The following is an 18,776-nucleotide window of genomic DNA, read 5'->3' on the forward strand; positions in this document are numbered from 1 at the left end:
TAAGGAATGCATATAATGGCACAAGTAATTAATACCAACAGCCTGTCGCTGATGGCGCAAAACAACCTGAACAAATCCCAGTCTTCCCTGGGCACGGCGATTGAGCGTCTGTCTTCCGGTCTGCGCATCAATAGCGCCAAGGACGATGCCGCGGGTCAGGCGATCTCCAACCGTTTCACCGCCAACATCAAAGGCCTGACTCAGGCTTCCCGTAACGCTAACGACGGTATCTCCCTGGCGCAGACCACCGAAGGCGCGCTGAACGAAGTCAACGATAACCTGCAGAACATCCGCCGTCTGACCGTACAGGCGCAGAACGGTTCTAACTCTAATAGCGATCTGAAATCTATTCAGGATGAGATTGATCAGCGTTTATCTGAAATTGATCGTATTTCCGAACAAACTGACTTTAACGGCGTGAAAGTACTCAGTAAAGATCAGAAGCTGACTATCCAAGTGGGAGCCAATGACGGTGAAACGATAGAAATCAGTCTACAGGATATTAATAAGAAAACACTTGGTTTAGATAGTTTTAATGTAACTGATAAAACAAATACTATCGGTGGGAAAGTAACTTCGATTGAGCAAACTCAAGCACCTGTTAAAGGTAGTGATAATAATACTGCAAGTCCAGTAGCCATCGATGGTAAATTATACTCAGAGGTTGATACTAATGGTGTAACTAATTATTTTGTTAAATCAAGTGCAGCGGGCGATTATTATGCTGCAACCTTAAAATCTGATGGTAAATTTGATTATGACACCAGTACAAAGGCCACTGTTACTACGCCAGCTGAAGTAAAAGAGGTTGCTAACGGTAAAAAAACAGATGTTAAATTACCTGCAGGTTTGCCTGAAGGGGCTGAATTACATTCCTACACTAAGTCCGATAAATCCACTGGATATGTCATCGTAAAAACTGTTGGCGATAAGAAGGTTTACTCTGAAGCAACTATTGATGCAAAAACTGGGGATGTCACTGATACAGGTACAAGTGTAGCTGTTAAATCTCCGTTAGATCAATTAGATGCAGCATTATCTAAAGTTGATGGTCTGCGCTCCTCCCTGGGTGCGGTACAGAACCGTTTCGATTCTGTTATCAACAACCTGAACAGCACCGTGAACAACCTGTCCGCTTCCCAGTCCCGTATTCAGGATGCTGACTACGCGACCGAAGTGTCCAACATGAGCCGCGCGAACATCCTGCAGCAGGCGGGTACCTCCGTGCTGGCGCAGGCTAACCAGTCGACTCAGAACGTTCTGTCTCTGCTGCGTTAATCGCACGCCTGATTACTGTCGCATCGCAACCCCGCTTCGGCGGGGTTTTTGTTTTTGCCCGTAACCGCCTGGCAAAACGGCTGAATGAGAAAGCATGTCGTAAATAGAGACGCTTTTATGCGGTTTTTCCGGCGATTGGCATTTTTGCCCCTGCGCATAATAGCGCTGACTCTCTTATCCGCAGGTTTCAGAAATAGTGAGCGATTTGTATACCGCCGAAGGCGTGATGGACAAAAATTCCCTCTGGCTGCGCTACGTTCCGTTAGTGCGGCACGAGGCGTTACGCCTGCAGGTCAGGCTGCCCGCCAGCGTCGAGCTTGACGATCTGCTGCAGGCCGGGGGAATCGGGTTGTTGAACGCCATCGAGCGTTACGACTCGCTACAGGGAACGGCCTTTACCACCTATGCGGTACAGCGTATCCGCGGCGCAATGCTCGATGAACTGCGTAGCCGCGACTGGGTGCCGCGCAGCGTACGGCGTAACGCCCGCGAAGTCGCCCAGGCGATGCAGAAGCTGGAGCAGCATTTGGGCCGCCCGGCTACGGAAAGCGAACTCGCGCAGACGCTGGGTATCACCCTTGCCGAGTACCGACAAATCCTGCTGGATACCAATAACAGCCAGCTGTTCTCCTACGATGAATGGCGGGAAGAGCAGGGCGAGAATGCCGAACGACTGCTGGAAGGGCACGAAGAGGCCAATCCGTTGCATCATCTGCTGGAAGGCAGCCTGCGCCAGCGGGTCATCGAGGCCATTGAAGCTTTGCCGGAACGCGAAAAAATGGTCCTTACCCTCTACTACCAGGAAGAGCTCAACCTTAAAGAGATCGGCGCGGTGCTGGAGGTGGGGGAATCCCGCGTTAGCCAGCTGCACAGCCAGGCGATTAAGCGCCTGCGCGCGAAGCTGGCCAACGAAGGCTAATAACCACCTGCCGGACAGGTGGTTAGCGGATTACGATTTACGTAAATCAATGCGCAGAATGCGCTCCTTCGCCCCTTCGACAAATACCTCAGGATCCCACTCGCGATTGAACCCTTCTTTAATGCCGACGTACAGCGTATCCATGTCCGGCGACAGCACCATTTGATTCGGATAAACCGGGGCGCGGAATTCATGAGTCACCCGCCAGGTTTTGCCATCCACAACGCTGATGGTGCCGCTGGTGAAATTGCTGACGTACAGCTCGTTATATTTCGGATTGAAGCGTACCGCGTTGGCGCCCACTCCGGTACGCACGTAACCCAGCGATTTGCCGTCTTTCAGATCGAAAATATACAGGCCGTCGGACGGGCCGCTGCGATCGTCGTGATCGAAGGCGACCACGAAGATACGCCCTGAATCGGAATCGACGATCAGGTTTTGCGCGCTGGCCAACTGCGGCGCGTTAAGCGGGATGGTGCGGACAACCTGCTGGGTTCTGGCATCGATCTCGTTGATATAGTCGCGGCCGCCAACGTAGATCTTCTGCGTCTTTTCATCCAGCGTCAGGCCGTAGGCGGTGCCGCGATAGGCGCCTTTGACTTCCCCTTTCAGCTGCAACGTCGTGCCGTCGAGCATCAACAATTTATGCAGCGGACGCATTCCATCCTTGGTTTTCAGCATATGGCTGTAGCTGACAAATAACAGATTAGCGGCGCGGCTGTATACCATATGCCGCAGATGTTCGAAGCGCGCATCGGCGGCGCCGTCGGTGGTGAAGCTCAGGCGCGGACTGGTGCGGGTGATTTTACCGCTGGCGGCGTCGAACTGGCTGATACGCAGCGAAGCCGCCTGGGTATGGCCGACATAAAGCACGTGCGCCGGCTGATTCATCGCCAGCGAGAAGGCGCGCCAGGGCATATCATAGCGCTGGATAACCTGCAGGGTGGCCGGATTAAAGGCGTAAAGATAACCTTTATTGGCCGCGCGGTTAACCCGGTCGGTGGCCGCGGCGAATAGCAGGTTGTCGCCGTTGTCGAACGCCAGCTCATAAACCCCTTCGTTGGCTTCCTGCAGGTAATTGGTTTTCATCGCAAAGCGCGATGCCTCCCGCGGCGGCGGATCGATGGCGAAAGCCGGGTGGGGGAGCAGGGCGGCGAGCAGTAGCGCAGCCAGCGGTTTTATCAAGTTGCGATTAGGCATGATGGTTATCCTTGTTGACAAATAGGGCTCAGAACTGGATTTCGCCGCCGAAAATATAGGTACGGCCGCGGGCGGTGGTGTTAACAGACGCGCCCTCTTTGGCGTTATCGAGACTCTGGTTCATACGGTTTAACGCTTCGGAGTAGTCACGATTCGTTACGTTCTGCACGCTAAAGCGCAGCAGCACGTTCTCGGTCATCTGCCAGCTGCTATAGAGGTCGATAATGGTCGGGATATTCGGCATGCTCTCTTTAGGCACCGTATTGGTGTCGAGGCTAATACCTTCGGTACTCAGGCGTTTTGATTTACCGGTGAATTTCACCAGGCTGCCGACGGTGAGTTTGCGATCGAACAGGCGCCCGCCGACATCCACCGTGGCGTAGCTGCTGGGGAGATCGCTCAGGTCGCTATAGGCGAAGCTATAGACCGTGCTGGCAATAGAGGTGGGCTGATCGGTACGCTGCTTGCTCCATGACACATTGGCGTAGGCAAAACCGATGTCGTATCCGGCTTCAATCTCATAGCCCTCGGTGGTCACCGGCGAGGTCACGTTAACCGAGATGTTGGCGTTGAAATCCGGCGAAGCATTGGCGACATCTTTACACAGCCCGCCGTTGCTGCACAGCAGGAAGGATTCGCTGGTGATGTAATCTTTAATCCGCGAGCGGTAGGTCAGAGCTTTCAGATGCAGGCTATCCTGCTCGCTCAATAATCCTTGTTTGATAACGTTAAAACCGGCCTCCCAGGTCTCGGCTTTTTCCGGCTTCAGGAACGGGTTCATCGATGCGCCGCCCTCGTTGGCGAAGAACACTTCCTGAACGTTCGGCGCACGCGAGGAACGGCTCCAACTGACAAACGGCTGCAGCCATGGCGTCACCTGAGCGGAGAAGGTCGCCGAGGGATTAAAACCGTTATCTTTGACGTTGAGTTGGGTGGCCCCTTGCGGGAAGCACTTTTCGTTATCTGCACAGGCCGGTTTATAGCCCTGTACCCGGCTGCGGGTATAGTTGAGATTAAGATCGAGCTGATAAATATCCTTGTTTAATGTCAGCCCGCTATAGAGCGAGGCGATCTTCTGCTTGCCCGCCGGGGCAAAGGCGTTGTGGTCGGTCTCGGTATCCTGCACGAAGCGGCGGGAATAGCGGGTGTCCATTAATTTGCCGCCTAGCTGGAAAGCGGCATACAGATCGTCGGTAATACGAAAACGGCTAGTGTTGTTCATGTCCAGCGCGTTGGACTTATTGGTGGTCGAGGAGTCGTTAAAATTATACAGCGACTCCGGTTTATATGCCTGATTGCCGCGACTGGTGCTGGCTAATACATTGAACTCGACCAGTTCATTGAGCGGCGCGTAGTTATAGCGCAGATAGTAGTCGTCGCTGCTAATATCGCGACGGGTAAAACTATTGCGGTAATTACGCCCGGAAAACTCGAAGCGGTTAAATTGATCGACGTTGAAATTGATTTTATATAGCTGCGAGCGCGGCTCCTGACGCAAATATTTATTATCCTCGCCGATAAACTCTTCGCTGCTGCGTCCGCCGCCGTTTTTATAGGTCGCATAGGTGCGGGTGCCGCTGATGCCGAGTAGCGCGCCAAGGCCGCCGCCGTTATCGAAGGTGTCGGTTTTGCCGGCTACCGTTACCATACCGGTGCGGCCGATTCCGTTATCGCCCACGGAAAAACGCGACAGCAGGCCGACCTGATGCCCCGGTTTTAACACGTCATCGATGCCGATCGTGCGCAGGTTGGCGCTGCCCGCCAGCGCGTTGACGCCTTGCGAACCGGCGCTGTTGCCGCGGGTGATATCCACTTCGGCCAGGAAGTTGGGGTCCAGCGGCACCCCGGCGGCGGTATTCGCCCCGCCGTGGTAGTTAGCTGGCGCCATGCCGAAGAAGGTCTGGGTGACACCATCCACCATGGTGTTTACCCGGCCCAGCCCGTTCATGCCGCGGATATTGACGCTGATGGTGCCCTGCAGCGGGTCGATTTGCGTATAGGTGCCCGCCATGCTGCGCAGCGAGGCATCGAGGCTTTGCAGATTCTTATTGAGCGTTCGCGAACTGTAGGCGCCGGGACGGGTATAGCTCTCCTCTGAGGAGCCAACCTGGCCGGCATTTTCCGCCAGCGGGTTATCGGTAATGGTGATAGGAGAGAAAACCGATTCTCCTTCGCTTTCGGCGGCGAAAGCCTGGCCGTTGACGATAAGTAGCCCAGTAACGAGCCCCGTGATTATTTGTGATTTTTCCATAATCCAATCCTGAGGTAATAAATAGTTAACGCACAAAAAGGGCAGCAGCGTGCATCGCTCTTATTGCTAAGTGCGATGACACATTGCCCAAAATAAAAAATTATTAGCGGTCAGTGACCGTTATAAATAACATCCAGGGTGCCTGAATAAATAACAGGGAACCCTGGGTTTATATTTTTAATAAGCCGAACTCCACCGGCAGGGTGACCTTATTAATACCGTTACGCAGCAACTCTTTTGGCGGTGGCGGAAGCGGACGCGCATTTTCCAGCGCCATCAGCGCGGCGCGATCCAGCGAATGGGTCCCTGACGAGTTCGCCAGCTGCGATTGCAACACCTCGCCGCGTTCGTTGACGCTGAAGGTAATAATGACGGTACCGGTACGTTTACGGCGGCGCGCATCTTCCGGGTAGTGGCGCATTTTGTTGATTTTGCCTTTCACCAGCGATTCCCAACTGATCTTATTGTCGCTCAGGCGCGCGGCATCGCTATCGAGCGGCGCGGTGGTGCGCTGAGTGAGGACGGCCGGCGCCGGGGGCGCGGCGAAGCTGGTGATGGTTGAGTTACCCTTTTCCTCTTGCTGCTGGCGGCGGGACTGTTTTTTTACCTCGATTTTCTTTTTACGCTGCGGTTGGGGTTTGCTGGCGGAGAGCTTTATTTGCGCATTGTCGTGAATGAGCAGCTTCGGCGCCTCTTTCACCGCGGCCGTTTCCTGCTCGGTCATCGCCTCGACTTTGCGCTGCTGGGTGACGCCCGGCGGCAGCTCGGGATGAATCAATGACACTTCCAGTTCCGGCGCGTACTCCACCATCACCGCGGCAGGGGGGGCGGCATCCGGCGGCGAGGCGAAATGAATGATAAAAGGCACCGCCAGCGCCAGGTGGCCAAGCACGCTGGCCGTTGTTCCCGTGAACCAGCGGGGGCGCGACGCTATCAATGGCGTGGAGAGAGGGATATTCATTTTTCCGCCGCCACCGACCAGATGTAATCAGCCTGCTTCGCCGTCGGCGTGGTGCCGTCGGTGGTCAGCAGTAACACCAGCGGTTTTTCCGCCTTGAGATCGGCCAGATGCAGCGGTACGCCAATATCTTTCGCCGCATGATAACCGCCGGCAATCAGCAGCGCCGGGCGCGGCGCGGCTTGCATTTGCGTCGCCATCAGGCGATCGCGCTGCTGCTGAATAGCGAGCATAGAGGTGACCTGCTCGCCATCTATTTGCCCGTTATGCATCAGATAGATAATGGCCGATAGCGATTCATGTACCTGCGGGCTGTTGGAGAGCGTTCCGCGGGGAAACGTGGGATGCTGATAGATGTCGCTCACCTGCTGGCGGCTAAGGTTGGCTGCCAGCAGTGGATAAGGTGCTTGCAGCGCGGTCATCACGACGTCGCGATAAAGCGCCCACGGCCAGCCGGGGTTCCAGCGCAGGGTTTCCGCCGCGCGAGTGGCGCTCACGGTCGTCCCGCTGAGGCTGGCCCGTTTGACCCGATTGACCGCCTCCTGCTGGCTTAGGTCGATCATCTCCATCAGCACGCTGCCCTGCGGGCGAAGGGTGTGGAGGTTCTGCAGCAGCCAGCGCTCAATCTGGTGATGCTGAGCGTTGGTATGTTCTTCGCCAACAATAACCAGCGGCGCCTGGGCGAGTTGGTTCAGCAATTGTTGCGGCGTCAGGGTGCGCCCGCTGGCGGTATCACGAATATTCGCCTTCTCTACCAGCGCGTGCTCCCCGGCAGGAGAGAGGGGGTGAACCGGGCTGTGACAGGCGCTCAGTAACCACGCGCAGCCTATAACCAGAGTCTTTAAAAGGGGTTCCTTAAACATAAAATATCCATTTTCGGCTTTTTAGTCGTCTTTTCTTCGTATCTTGCTGCTGGAACAGGATGATATGTGATGTTGAGAATGATTATCAAGATCATTCTCATTTAAAATTATTGGCAAGGGTGATGATTTCACCCGGCAAACAGCTGGCCGTTGCTGTGTCGCGGAGAGAATCTGTGAAGACGATCAAGATTTTAAACAGCGATAATATTTAAATCTGCTGGCTTAATGTTGTCTTAATATTTGTTTCGGTCGCGCGTTGAAATAAGCATTTTGTCATCAGGAAATTCTAATTGGCGGTGTTTTTCACTTTTTTAAAATGATGGTAATTGTTTTCATTATCATTCACATTCCTCTGTGATTTAATCCGTGCCAACCCGGTTTCTCCACGGCTTTTCGACTACCCATACTAAGGATTAGCTTATGAATTTCCGCTTATCGGCATATTGCGCGGCGATGCTCGCTGCTTCGGCTCTGTTTACCGCTCCGCAGGTTATGGCTGCTGACAATGGCGACGGCATCGTGGTGTATAACGCCCAGCATGAAAACCTGGTGAAATCCTGGGTTGACGGCTTTACCAAAGAAACCGGTATTAAAGTCACGCTGCGCAACGGCGACGATAGCGAATTGGGTAATCAACTGGTGCAGGAGGGGTCAGCCTCGCCGGCGGATGTCTTCCTGACCGAAAACTCGCCTTCAATGGTGTTGGTTGATAATGCCAAACTGTTTGCGCCGCTGGATGCCGCGACGCTGAATCAGGTCGCGCCGCAGTATCGTCCTGAGCACGGCCGCTGGATTGGCATTGCTGCCCGCAGCACCGTTTTCGTCTATAACCCGGCGAAAATCAGCGAATCTCAGCTGCCGCATTCGCTGATGGACCTGGCGAAACCTGAGTGGAAAGGGCGCTGGGCCGCCTCTCCATCGGGCGCAGACTTCCAGGCCATCGTCAGCGCCATGCTGGCATTGAAAGGCGAAAAAGCGACGCTCGACTGGCTGAAGGCGATGAAAACGAACTTCGTGGCCTACAAAGGCAACAGCACGGTGATGAAAGCGGTCAACGCCGGACAAATCGACGGTGGGGTTATCTACCACTATTACCGCTTTGTCGACCAGGCGAAAACCGGCGAGAACAGCAAAAACACCAAACTTTATTATTTCAAAAATCAGGATCCGGGCGCTTTCGTGAGTATCTCCGGCGGCGGCGTACTGGCGTCCAGCAAACATAAAGAGCAGGCGCAGGCCTTTATCAAATGGATCACCGGCAAGCAGGGTCAGGATGAACTGCGTACCAATAATGCCTTCGAATATGCGGTGGGCGTGAATGCCGCCTCTAACCCGAAACTGACGCCGCTGAAAGAGCTGGACGCGCCGAAGGTAGAGCCGTCAACGCTGAATAGCAAAAAAGTGATCGACCTGATGACCCAGGCTGGCCTGCTGTAATTTGATGCTGAAGTGATTTATCTATGTCTGTCCTGAGTCTGGTACTCGGAAAGAAAACAGGACGCCTGCCCGAGCGCAGGCGTCCTGCATTTCCGATGGTTGCCTTAGCTGTACTGTTTTCAATAATGGCGTTACTGCCGTTAGGTTTTGTGGCCGCGGTGGGGATTGAGACCGGCTGGCCGACCATTAAAGCACTGGTGTTTCGCCCGCGGGTAGCTGAACTGCTCAGCAATACGCTGTGGCTGACGCTGCTGGCGGTGCCCATCTCTATCGCACTGGGCGTGACTGTGGCCTGGCTCACTGAACGCACCGCGCTTGCCGGGCGTCAGCTGTGGTCGGCGCTGGCGGTCGCGCCGCTGGCTATCCCGGCATTTGTCCAGAGCTATGCCTGGGTCAGCGCGGTTCCCTCGCTGCACGGCCTGTCCGCCGGGGTGTTCCTCTCGGTGCTGGCCTACTATCCTTTTATCTACATGCCGGTGGCGGCGGTGCTCCGTCGTCTCGATCCGACGCTGGAAGATGTTGCCGCCTCGTTGGGTACGCCGCCGTGGAAGGTTTTCTTCCGCGTGGTGCTGCCGCAACTGCGGTTGGCTATCTGCGGCGGCGCGCTGCTGGTGGCGCTGCATCTGCTGGCGGAATATGGCCTGTATGTGATGATTCGCTTCGACACCTTCACTACCGCCATTTATGACCAGTTCCAGTCCACCTTTAGCGGCCCGGCGGCGAATATGCTGGCGGGAGTGCTGGCGCTGTGTTGTCTGGCGATTCTGCTACTGGAGAGCGTCTCGCGCGGCAAAGCGCGTTACGCGCGCATCGGCGCCGGCGCGGCGCGCGAACAGAAGCGTCGTCCGTTGGGCAACGTGGCCGCATGGGGCGCGCAACTGCTGCTGTTGACGCTGGTGATGCTGGCGATGGGGGGCCCGCTGCTGGTGCTGTGCCGCTGGCTATGGCTTGGCGGGGTGGAGAACTGGCTGCATGCCGATCTTTGGCATTCGCTGCGCCAGACCCTGCTGCTGGGAGCGGGCGGCGCGCTGCTGACCACCGCCTGCGCAATTCCTATCGCCTGGCTCGGCGTGCGTTATCCGCGCCGGCTGTTTCGCCTGCTGGAAGGCTGTAATTACATCACCAGCTCACTGCCGGGTATCGTCACCGCGCTGGCGCTGGTGACGGTCACCATCCACTATGCCCGTCCGGTGTACCAGACCGAGGTGACCCTGTTCCTCGCGTACCTGCTGATGTTTATGCCGCGAGCGCTGATTAACCTGCGCGCCGGTATCGCCCAGGCGCCGGTTGAGCTGGAAAATGTCGCCCGTAGCCTTGGGCGCAGCCCGGCCCGCGCCTTATGGAGCGTCACCATGCGGCTGGCCGCGCCGGGAGCGGCCGCTGGCGCCGCGTTGGTGTTTCTTGGCGTGAGCAACGAGCTTACCGCGACGTTGCTGCTGTCGCCGCTAGGCACCCGCACGCTGTCGACCGGTTTTTGGGCGTTAACCAGCGAGATAGACTACGTCGCCGCGGCGCCCTATGCGATGCTGATGATCGTGATTTCGCTGCCGCTGACGGCGGTTCTTTATGTGCAGTCGAAAAAAATTGCAGGGTTGTAACATGCTGGAATTGTCTTCTATCTCGAAATCTTTCGCCGACGCGCTGGTGCTCGATAACCTTAATCTGACCGTGGCGCCGGGAAGCCGTACCGCCATTGTCGGCCCGTCGGGTTCCGGTAAAACCACGCTGCTGCGGATTCTTGCCGGTTTTGAAACCCCCGACAACGGGCGAATCGTTCTGCAGGGCAATACCTTGTTTGCCGAAGGCGTGTTTGTGCCGGCGCATCAGCGCGGGATCGGTTTCGTGCCGCAGGAAGGGGCGCTGTTCCCCCATCTTAACGTCGCAGATAATATTGCCTGGGGACTCGATTGCAGTCGCGAAGAGAAACGCCGTCGGGTGGCCGCACTGATGGAGATGGTGGCGTTAGATGCGACATTAGCGAACCACTGGCCACATGAAATTTCCGGCGGCCAGCAGCAGCGGGTTGCGCTGGCGCGCGCGTTGGCCCAGCGGCCATCCCTGATGTTGCTGGATGAACCTTTCTCGGCGCTGGATACCGGGCTGCGGGCGGCGACGCGCAAAGCCACCGCCGATCTGCTGGCCGAGGCTGGCGTAGCCTCGATCCTGGTCACTCACGACCAGACGGAGGCGCTGTCGTTTGCAAGCCAGGTCGCGGTGATGCGGCAGGGGCGTTTCGCTCAGGTAGGGACGCCGTTCGAGGTCTACTCGCGTCCGGTTGACGAGGCCACCGCGCTGTTTCTTGGCGATGCGCTGGTGCTCGACGCCGAGCTCATGGAAGGGCGCGCCCGTTGCGCCATCGGCGAGTTGCCGACCGACGATCCTCACGCCAGCGGCCGCGGGCGCGTGATGTTGCGCCCGGAACAACTGCGGGTGTCGTCGTGCGCGCCGCAGGAGAGCGCCTTTCGCATCGTGGATGTCGATTTCGCCGGCCATATCTCGACGCTGACCGTGAGCGCGGCGGGGCAATCGATGCCGCTGGTGCTGAAAACCGTCAGCCAGGCCGCCTGGCAAGCTGGCGCCGCGGTTCGCCTGGACGTTATTGGTCAGGCGCGGATATTTTGCGCATAGCGGTGAAAAGCTGAACGTTCAGCCGGGATAAAAATTGATTTGGCGCGGAGATGCGTTAATTAGCTGCTGATGTAGCACATTGTGCTAATTACACTACCAGCGAAGGCTTTAGTATCCGCGCCACTGATCTCGTCGCCATGGAGTGGTAGGTCGTTGGAATATTTCCGCGGGGTCAGTCCATTCTTATTTCCCCTGGGGATGATTATCGTTGCTGCGCGCTACGGCAGTGCCGACGATATTCCGAGGGTGAACGTTCGGTATTACGTTTAAATACCCGGCAAAAATAGTTGCTATCGATAAAGCCGCAATTATGCGCAATTTCTTTTACTTTTAAATCGTAACCGCGTAATAGCTGCTTCGCTTTTTCCAGCCGCACGGCGGTTAAATATTCATTAAAGCCCACCGAGCCCGATTTCTGAAATATATGCGAAAGATAGTTCGGAGTAATATGAAAACGTCTGGCCACCGATTCGCGGGTCAGCGGCTGGCTAAGATTTTCCTGGAGATAATCCTGAACCGCTAAAAACAGATCGCGGCTGCGGCTAACGCGCATTTCCAGACCAACGAGTTGTTCAAGACAGTGGCTTAACAGCGCGGAAACCACCAGCCGGGCGGTGATTGGGTCTGGTTGCAGGCAGACCTCGTTTAGCGCCAGCAGCAGATAGGAGCCGACGCGTGGGCCCAGTCGGGCGACGTTCTGCTTTTCAGTATGCAGTTTTTTACCGTCCCAGCGCTGGATGCAAAAGCCGAGCTTTTGGCGGCCAAATAAAATGCTGAGGGTAGCCGCTGGGCCGGTCCATTCCGGCAGCGTCCACTTGCCCGCCTGTACGTAGAGTACCTGTGAAGTGGATAAGACCGCCGCGGATAGCGGTAGACCCTGTTCATGAAGCTCACCTTCAAGGACGATCTCCAGGCGCGGGAAGGGCACCTTCAGTGCCAGCGCCGGAACGGGAATATCCGGCTCCGGAAAGCGGACCTGCAGTCTGTCTTTTTGATTCACCAAACGATTTAGAATGCCCGCCAGATCATCAATCATCCTGTAGCCCCCGAGTTAAAATTATCTCGTTGATTATAATCTTTTTTATCCTGATGTTCCGCCTTACGGCGCGCTGTGGATGCATTATTTAATAGGTGAATATTTTCGACGAATTCACCCGCCCTCAATTATTGATAATGTTCACATTTTTGTAGCTGGCGTACGGATATCCAGTTTTTCGTAGTTTTTCCTTCCTGCCAGTTCGTGAGCCGCATCGTAGAGTTTGATTGTGTTATCTAAAAGTTAAAAGGAAGGCATATGGACTCACAATCGACGGTTTATCTGGCTGCGCTTGGCGCGAATCTGACGCTAAGCGAGCAGATGAAACATGAACTTGATACGCTTGGCTATACCGTGGCGCACAACGTCGTCGATCCCCAGTGGTTGAGCGAGATGCGCGAACGCATTGACGCGCTGGTGGAACAAGAAGGCGAGAACCTGGCAATGGAACACCATCAGGAAGCGACGGCGACGCGTATTGCCAACCTGATTAATAAGGGCGCTATCTGGGAGAAGGTGTGGTCGCATCCGCTCATTCTTTCTGCCTGTCGTTATATTTTCAATGGCGCTTTCAAAGTTTCCAGCCTCAATGCGCGTGAGGCGCTATATAACGGCGGTCATCAACCGCTGCATGCCGACTGGAAAAAGCCGCGGGTAGACTTCCCGAAAGTGCATTTGGTCAATACGATATGGGCTATTGACGACTTGAGCGCCGCCAACGGCGCGCCGCGGATTATTCCGTCGACCCATCTGCGCCCGGAGCTGCCGGAAGAGGTGCTGGAGGATCCCGAAAAGACGCATCCTGATGAAATTGTTTTTGCCGCGCCGGCCGGCAGCGTGATGATTTACAACGCGCACGCCTGGCACGGCGGCACCCGCAATCGTGAGGGCAGCAGAAGGCGCGTACTACATGGCTTATATATTGACCGTGCTGATACCGCGCAGCAGGACCAGCAGCGCTGGCTGACGCCGGAAACGGCGAGCCGCCTGACGCCCGCGCAAAAGTGGCTGCTCGACGTGCAATAAGCGCCATGGCCGGTCAGGGAATTTCCAGATACACGACCGGCTTTTTCATAATACTTTTGACGGCTTCAACAATCAGCTGCGGCTGCAGTAGAACAGTCTTAATGCTGGTTTTAATGGTGCGGACGCCGCTAAAACGCTTCGGGTCATCAATTTCGATATCCGTCACCAGTAGCACCACTTCGGCGCGGGCAATATCTTCAGCGGTGATCCGGTTTTCAACGCCGAGCGCGCCCTGTGTTTCGACTTTTAGATGCCATTTTTCATGATGTCCCACTTTCTCCAGCCGTTCGGCCGCCATATAGGTATGCGCAACCCCGCTCACGCAGGCGGTTACGGCAACAATGTTGAAGTCCATAACATCCTCCAGGCGTTAACCGCCGATAGTGACGTGATATCCTGCAGCTTCAGCCAGCGCTTGATAAGGATGAACATCAGCGTGCTGGGGGGCGCTGACGCCGGCCAGCGGCCAGGTTTTACCCAGCAGACGGTATTTTGACTCGCCATATTGATGAAACGGCAACAGGTGAATCTCCGCCAAACTGAATGGTGCGAGGAAATTTAAGATCTGCTTAAAATTCTCCGTGTTCATGGTGTAGCCAGGGATCAGCGGTACGCGTGGGATAAGATTCATTTTGCGGCTGGCCAACTGACTAAAGTTGTCCAGCACTCGCGGCTGATTCATCTGCAGTAGTGAATGGGCCCGCTCGCTATTCATGATTTTTAAATCAAACAGTATTTCGTCGCAGGCTTCGGCCACCGGGAGGAAACGGTTAAAGGCGCAGTCGCCCGCGGTTTCGATTGCGGTGCGGATCCCCCACTGGCGTAGGTGCTGGAGGAAACTGGCGGCAAATCCAGCCTGCATCAGTACTTCGCCTCCTGACAGGGTGACGCCGCCGCCGGAGGCGCGGAAGAAGACCTCGTCTTTAAGTACCTCGTGCAGCAGGGCATCTAACGTGACATCCCGGCCAATCTGCTCCCATGCGCCGGAGGGACATTCGGCGACGTCCTGCAGGCAGCGCGTGCAGCGCAGGCATTTACGCTCCCGGCGCACGCTCTGAATCTTTGGCGAGATCGATTCAGGATTGGCGCACCACGGGCAGGTATGAGGGCAGCCTTTGAAAAAGACTACCGTGCGGATCCCTTGCCCGTCGTTAAGAGAGTAGCGTTGGAGGTTAAAAATACGCGCCGTCCCGGCGCGCGTTTCGATAACCTCACAGCTGATGCGTGGTGCGGCGGATAATGTCATCCTGAATCTCCTTTGACAGCTCAACAAAGAAGGCGCTGTAGCCCGCGACGCGCACCACCAGGCCTGCAAAGTCCTGCGGCCGCTGCTGTGCTTCACGCAGGGTGTCGGCGTTGACTACGTTAAACTGGATATGCTGCAGCTTGAGCTTGCAGAAAGCCTGTAAAAAGTCGGCCAGTTTGTTCAGACCGCTGTCGCCGGCAAGCGTTGCCGGGGTGAATTTGACGTTTAATAGCGTACCGTTCGACAGCAGATAGTTATCCAGTTTACTCACCGATTTCAGCACCGCCGTCGGCCCCTGGGCATCCTGCCCAACCATTGGCGACAGGCCGCCGTCCGCCAGCTGTTCGCCGGCCAGCCGGCCGTCCGGCGTCGCGCCGACCACCGAGCCCAGCGGCACATGCGCGGAGACGGTATAGGAGCCAGGGGTAAAATGACCGCCGCGAGGGTTCAGATATTGTTCTACCTCTTTACAGTAAAAACGCAGCAGATCGGCGCTAATATTATCGACTTCGTCGATATCGTTGCCGTATTTCTCGTAACGGTTGATAAGCCTGGCGCGGATTTTTTCTCCTTCCGGCGTGCGGAAGTTGGTTTTTAGCACCGCCATCAGCTCGGTAAAACTGAGGCGCTGTTGCTCGAAGACCATGCCCTTCAGCGCGTGCAGCGAATCGCTCAGGTTCGCGATACCGATGCCCTGAACGCCGGAGAAGTTATAGCGCGCGCCGCCTGCGGTGATATCTTTGCCGTGCTGCACACAATCTTCGATAAAGGATGACAGCAGGGGCACCGGCGCCCAGTCGCGGTGGCCGATATCGCAAATGTTGCTGCCCTCGACCATCAGCTTGATGTAATGGCGGATTTTGTCGCGGATCTGGCTGATGAGGCCGTCCCAGCTGACTTCCGGCTGCTGTTCATTTTCCTGCAGGACAATTTCCATCACCTTCAGCAGATTAAACATCGCGATATCGTGCAGGCCGTAGGTACGCCCCGGAATAGAGAGCTCCACGCAGCCGACCACCGCGTAATCGCGGGCATCTTCCAGGGACACGCCGCGGTTGAGGAAGGCCGGGACGACCACCTCATCGTTGAAAATCTGCGGGATCCCGGTGCCCAGGCGAATGGTCTCAGCGGTTTTGCGCAGGAACGGACGATCAATCAGTTCATTGACCCGTACGCCCAGGTTCGGCTGCGGTAGCTGCACATTCTGGTAAGCATCGAGAGAAAGAAAGGACAGTACGTTTACCGCGCTACGTCCGGTTTCCGTCAGTCCGCCAAGCAGGGCGGTGTAACCGGTGGGGAAACCGGCGAAATAGCGTGCGCTGCTGGAAGATCGCAGCAGAACGATATCGTTGCATTTTACCCACAGCGACTCCAGCAGCTCCTTGAGATACGCGGGATCCTGGCCCTGATTCAGCGACGCCTGATAAAAAGGCAGCATGTACTGGTCAAAGCGCCCGAGCGAAATCGAGCTGGCGTTGGATTCATACTGCAAAATAATGTTCATGTACCAGAATAGCTGGCAGGCCTGGGCAAAATCCTGCGGCCGATGCTGGGCGTTATGGCGTGAGATGGCGGCGATGGTGGCCAGTTCCTGCTGACGCTGGGCATTTGCGCAGTTCGCGGCCATCTCTTCCGCCAGCGCGGCGTAGCGCAGAATATGGCGCTGAGAGGCTTCAAGTAAGATCAATACCGCCTGATAAAAGTGGTTATCAGGCTGCCGGGCACGGTGTGAATTTAGCTCGGCGATCAGCGCGTCAAGGCCATGATTCAGCAGCCGGGGATAGTCAATAATAATATGGCCCTGGCCTTTATCCGTCTGGTTAACGCTGAAAATCTGCGTGCTGATAGCGGCCTTTACTTCCTCGGTCATTTGACCGTTGATGAAATCTTTCATTGAGCGCTTTTCCCAGTAAGGGAACAGCGTTTTGCGGTAAATTCGTTTATCTTCTTCGCTTATTTCGAAGCGGTCCTGCGGGCGGGTCGGGAAGGTGTCGAGCTCGTTGAGCAGCCAGTAAGGGTCCATTTCCGGTGACATAATTCCCGCACGTGGTTTGACGGTGCGATTACCGGCAATCAGTTCATCCTCACGAATCGAAATAGCCACCTTATCAAGGATCCATGCCGTCGCTTTCGCCCGGCGAATAATCACCGGTTCGCCCTCCGTCTGCCGGTGGCTGGCGGTATAAAGTAATGCGCGTTCGAGGGAGATTTCGCGCGGCTGGGCGAACAGGCTGGCTTTCAGGCGTTGTGTACGATTCGTCATGACAAACTCCGTGTTGTGGCGAAGAGGCGCGTAGGCGCCTCTTTTGGGCTTCAGGCGTTCTGGGAAAGGTGGCTATCAATCTTGTTCATGATGGCGTCGGCGCGTTTTACCGCATCGCTGATATTGACGCGCACAATGGTTTTCCCGGCAAAACGTTCTTCAAACTTAATGCCGATATCTTTGGTCAGAATGACCATATCGGCCGCGGCGATCTCCTCCGCCGTCAGTTCGTTCTCAATGCCGATGGAACCCTGGGTCTCTACCTTAACCTGCCAGCCTTTGGCTTTAGCGGCGCTTTCCAGCGACTCGGCGGCCATATAGGTATGGGCGACGCCCGATGGGCAGGCGGTAACGGCGATAATGTGGGTCATAAGGTGTTCCTTCCAGTCTGTTAGTTAATTTCGAAATCAAGATCTAATTCATCGTCGGCTTGGGAGTCGGACGGTTGCTTTTTGGTGAAGGCTTTCAGGGCGATGACGCAGGCAGCGCTGACGCAGGCGCCGACAAATAAAGCGGTGACGAAGCCGAGTTTGCCCTGGACCACCGGCAGCACAATAAGCCCGCCCCAACCGGCATAGCACTGTGCACCCATCAGCGCGGCGGTGACGCAGCCGCAGGCGGCGCCAATCATGTTGGCGGGAATAACGCGCAGCGGGTCGGCGGCTGCGAAGGGAATCGCGCCTTCGGTCACCCCGACGCAGCCCATCACCAGCGCGGCTTTGCCGGTTTCACGCTCTTCGGCGGTAAAATATCTGCGGCCAATTAACGTCGCCAGCCCCATGCCCAACGGTGGTACGGCGATGCCGACCGCGGCGATAGCCACGACGCTATAGACACCCTGAGAGACGCAAATCAACATAAAGGCGTAGGCCACTTTGTTGACCGGGCCGCCCATATCAAAGGCCAGCATCAGGCCCATAATGACGGCCAGCACCACGATGCTCCCTTCGCGCATTCCCTGTAGCCAGCTGGTCAGGTTTGCGGTCAGCGCGCCAACCGGCTCGCCAAGCCCCCACATCATGATCCCGGCGGTGATAAAGGTGCCGACGATGGGAATGATGAAAATCGGCATCACCGAACGCAGAACCTTATGTACGGGGATTTTTTTCAGGTAATAGACCACCAGACCGCCAATCATTCCGGCTATCAGCGCGCCGAAGAAACCGGCGCCGAAGCCGTTACCGACCCAGGCGCCAATGGCGCAGGGGGCCAGCGCGGCGCGGTCAGAAATGGAGTAGCCGATGTAGGCGGCAAGAAAGGGCACCATTAGCGTCAGCCCGGCGACGCCGATATCAAAGAGCTTCTTCAGATTAGGGTCGGTGGCGGCATCGGGCACCGCGCCTTTGCCATATAACATGACGGACACCGCCAGCAGGATCCCCCCGGAAACGACGAAGGGGATCATGTGTGAGACGCCGGTCATCAGATGCTGGCGAGTATTTTTTAGTATGTGCACCAGTTCGTTCATTGCTTGCTCCTGAGCGCTGTAGGGCCCGTGACAGTATTGATGCCTCAACATTAGAAAAAGGGCCGGGCATTAAATAGTAGAGAAAAAGGGCATTTACTGGATATTTGTAAGGTGAGAAAAGAATTGCGATCCATCTCAAATCTTAGCTGTGACGGGAATCAGACACCTTGAGGCTGATGAATTGTGATGGTGAGCATAAAAAA

At 55.9% G+C, this 18,776-nt stretch carries 16 protein-coding genes; 6 read left to right on the forward strand and 10 right to left on the reverse strand.

All coding sequences use genetic code 11. The annotated features are described in order from the left end of the window. Positions 1–15: 15 nt before the first annotated feature. Both ABLU80_RS01590 and ABLU80_RS01595 read left to right on the forward strand, forming a co-directional pair. Positions 16–1,278 (forward strand): flagellin FliC, encoded by a 1,263-nt coding sequence (locus ABLU80_RS01590; protein ID WP_047076717.1) that lies wholly within the window; start codon positions 16–18, stop codon positions 1,276–1,278. 196 nt (positions 1,279–1,474) lie between these two features. After that, complete coding sequence (locus ABLU80_RS01595) at positions 1,475–2,197, forward strand: RNA polymerase sigma factor FliA (protein ID WP_015704963.1); 723 nt, start codon at positions 1,475–1,477, stop codon at positions 2,195–2,197. Between the two features lie 30 nt (positions 2,198–2,227). On the opposite strand, the gene ABLU80_RS01600 is transcribed toward ABLU80_RS01595, so the two are convergent. The 4 genes from ABLU80_RS01600 to ABLU80_RS01615 form a co-directional block, all read right to left on the reverse strand. Then, positions 2,228–3,397 (reverse strand): YncE family protein, encoded by a 1,170-nt coding sequence (locus tag ABLU80_RS01600; protein ID WP_348849622.1) that lies wholly within the window; start codon positions 3,395–3,397, stop codon positions 2,228–2,230. A 28-nt stretch (positions 3,398–3,425) separates the two neighbouring features. Further along, positions 3,426–5,648: a TonB-dependent receptor gene (locus tag ABLU80_RS01605; RefSeq protein ID WP_348849623.1), complete on the reverse strand. Its 2,223-nt coding sequence runs from the start codon at positions 5,646–5,648 to the stop codon at positions 3,426–3,428. 169 nt (positions 5,649–5,817) lie between these two features. Continuing rightward, positions 5,818–6,609 (reverse strand): TonB family protein, encoded by a 792-nt coding sequence (locus ABLU80_RS01610; protein WP_348849624.1) that lies wholly within the window; start codon positions 6,607–6,609, stop codon positions 5,818–5,820. Next, positions 6,606–7,469, reverse strand: coding sequence for a ChaN family lipoprotein (locus ABLU80_RS01615; protein WP_213796357.1), 864 nt, complete (start codon positions 7,467–7,469; stop codon positions 6,606–6,608). Before ABLU80_RS01615 ends, ABLU80_RS01610 begins: the two co-directional genes overlap by 4 nt. A gap of 453 nt (positions 7,470–7,922) precedes the next feature. On the opposite strand from ABLU80_RS01615, the gene ABLU80_RS01620 reads away from it, so the two are divergent. From ABLU80_RS01620 to ABLU80_RS01630, 3 genes are read left to right on the forward strand one after another with little or no spacing between them, the layout of a single operon-like run. Next, positions 7,923–8,906, forward strand: coding sequence for an iron ABC transporter substrate-binding protein (locus ABLU80_RS01620; RefSeq protein WP_227504742.1), 984 nt, complete (start codon positions 7,923–7,925; stop codon positions 8,904–8,906). Positions 8,907–8,929: 23 nt separating this feature from the next. Further along, the gene (locus ABLU80_RS01625; RefSeq protein ID WP_348849625.1) at positions 8,930–10,504 is read left to right on the forward strand and encodes an iron ABC transporter permease; all 1,575 of its coding nucleotides are present in this window, start codon (positions 8,930–8,932) and stop codon (positions 10,502–10,504) included. A gap of 1 nt (position 10,505) precedes the next feature. After that, entirely contained in the window at positions 10,506–11,534 is a 1,029-nt protein-coding gene (locus ABLU80_RS01630) for an ABC transporter ATP-binding protein (protein WP_047041772.1), read from the forward strand. 202 nt (positions 11,535–11,736) lie between these two features. Here the strand turns inward: ABLU80_RS01630 and ABLU80_RS01635 are convergent, their stop codons facing one another. Then, positions 11,737–12,570: an AraC family transcriptional regulator gene (locus ABLU80_RS01635; protein ID WP_045386382.1), complete on the reverse strand. Its 834-nt coding sequence runs from the start codon at positions 12,568–12,570 to the stop codon at positions 11,737–11,739. A 258-nt stretch (positions 12,571–12,828) separates the two neighbouring features. Between ABLU80_RS01635 and ABLU80_RS01640 the strand changes: the two genes are divergently transcribed. Next, positions 12,829–13,596 (forward strand): phytanoyl-CoA dioxygenase family protein, encoded by a 768-nt coding sequence (locus ABLU80_RS01640; RefSeq protein WP_032711363.1) that lies wholly within the window; start codon positions 12,829–12,831, stop codon positions 13,594–13,596. 13 nt (positions 13,597–13,609) lie between these two features. Here the strand turns inward: ABLU80_RS01640 and ABLU80_RS01645 are convergent, their stop codons facing one another. The 5 genes from ABLU80_RS01645 to ABLU80_RS01665 are packed head-to-tail and all read right to left on the reverse strand — an operon-like array spanning position 13,610 to position 18,573. Then, a complete protein-coding gene (locus ABLU80_RS01645) occupies positions 13,610–13,951 on the reverse strand; it encodes a PTS fructose-like transporter subunit IIB (protein WP_032711365.1) in 342 nt (113 codons plus the stop codon). A gap of 15 nt (positions 13,952–13,966) precedes the next feature. Beyond that, positions 13,967–14,842, reverse strand: a complete 876-nt coding sequence (locus ABLU80_RS01650) for a [formate-C-acetyltransferase]-activating enzyme (protein ID WP_047080207.1) — start codon at positions 14,840–14,842, stop codon at positions 13,967–13,969. Continuing rightward, positions 14,808–17,105, reverse strand: coding sequence for a formate C-acetyltransferase (locus tag ABLU80_RS01655; RefSeq protein WP_086630922.1), 2,298 nt, complete (start codon positions 17,103–17,105; stop codon positions 14,808–14,810). The genes ABLU80_RS01650 and ABLU80_RS01655 overlap by 35 nt, the downstream gene beginning before the upstream one ends. A 50-nt stretch (positions 17,106–17,155) precedes the next feature. Beyond that, positions 17,156–17,476, reverse strand: coding sequence for a PTS fructose-like transporter subunit IIB (locus tag ABLU80_RS01660; protein ID WP_032711368.1), 321 nt, complete (start codon positions 17,474–17,476; stop codon positions 17,156–17,158). A gap of 20 nt (positions 17,477–17,496) precedes the next feature. After that, a complete protein-coding gene (locus tag ABLU80_RS01665) occupies positions 17,497–18,573 on the reverse strand; it encodes a PTS fructose transporter subunit EIIC (RefSeq protein WP_086630923.1) in 1,077 nt (358 codons plus the stop codon). Positions 18,574–18,776: the final 203 nt, after the last annotated feature.

The organism is Klebsiella sp. CN_Kp104, from assembly GCF_040064515.1.
GTDB lineage: Bacteria > Pseudomonadota > Gammaproteobacteria > Enterobacterales > Enterobacteriaceae > Klebsiella > Klebsiella aerogenes.

What these genes read in the sequence shown, in the direction of transcription:
- ABLU80_RS01590 (WP_047076717.1), top strand. Translation starts at nt 16, where the DNA reads ATGGCACAAGTAATTAATACCAACAGCCTGTCGCTGATGGCGCAAAAC.
- ABLU80_RS01600 (WP_348849622.1), bottom strand. Translation starts at nt 3,397, where the DNA reads ATGCCTAATCGCAACTTGATAAAACCGCTGGCTGCGCTACTGCTCGCC.
- ABLU80_RS01605 (WP_348849623.1), bottom strand. Translation starts at nt 5,648, where the DNA reads ATGGAAAAATCACAAATAATCACGGGGCTCGTTACTGGGCTACTTATC.
- ABLU80_RS01610 (WP_348849624.1), bottom strand. Translation starts at nt 6,609, where the DNA reads ATGAATATCCCTCTCTCCACGCCATTGATAGCGTCGCGCCCCCGCTGG.
- ABLU80_RS01615 (WP_213796357.1), bottom strand. Translation starts at nt 7,469, where the DNA reads ATGTTTAAGGAACCCCTTTTAAAGACTCTGGTTATAGGCTGCGCGTGG.
- ABLU80_RS01620 (WP_227504742.1), top strand. Translation starts at nt 7,923, where the DNA reads ATGCTCGCTGCTTCGGCTCTGTTTACCGCTCCGCAGGTTATGGCTGCT.
- ABLU80_RS01625 (WP_348849625.1), top strand. Translation starts at nt 8,930, where the DNA reads ATGTCTGTCCTGAGTCTGGTACTCGGAAAGAAAACAGGACGCCTGCCC.
- ABLU80_RS01630 (WP_047041772.1), top strand. Translation starts at nt 10,506, where the DNA reads ATGCTGGAATTGTCTTCTATCTCGAAATCTTTCGCCGACGCGCTGGTG.
- ABLU80_RS01635 (WP_045386382.1), bottom strand. Translation starts at nt 12,570, where the DNA reads ATGATTGATGATCTGGCGGGCATTCTAAATCGTTTGGTGAATCAAAAA.
- ABLU80_RS01640 (WP_032711363.1), top strand. Translation starts at nt 12,829, where the DNA reads ATGGACTCACAATCGACGGTTTATCTGGCTGCGCTTGGCGCGAATCTG.
- ABLU80_RS01645 (WP_032711365.1), bottom strand. Translation starts at nt 13,951, where the DNA reads ATGGACTTCAACATTGTTGCCGTAACCGCCTGCGTGAGCGGGGTTGCG.
- ABLU80_RS01650 (WP_047080207.1), bottom strand. Translation starts at nt 14,842, where the DNA reads ATGACATTATCCGCCGCACCACGCATCAGCTGTGAGGTTATCGAAACG.
- ABLU80_RS01655 (WP_086630922.1), bottom strand. Translation starts at nt 17,105, where the DNA reads ATGACGAATCGTACACAACGCCTGAAAGCCAGCCTGTTCGCCCAGCCG.
- ABLU80_RS01660 (WP_032711368.1), bottom strand. Translation starts at nt 17,476, where the DNA reads ATGACCCACATTATCGCCGTTACCGCCTGCCCATCGGGCGTCGCCCAT.
- ABLU80_RS01665 (WP_086630923.1), bottom strand. Translation starts at nt 18,573, where the DNA reads ATGAACGAACTGGTGCACATACTAAAAAATACTCGCCAGCATCTGATG.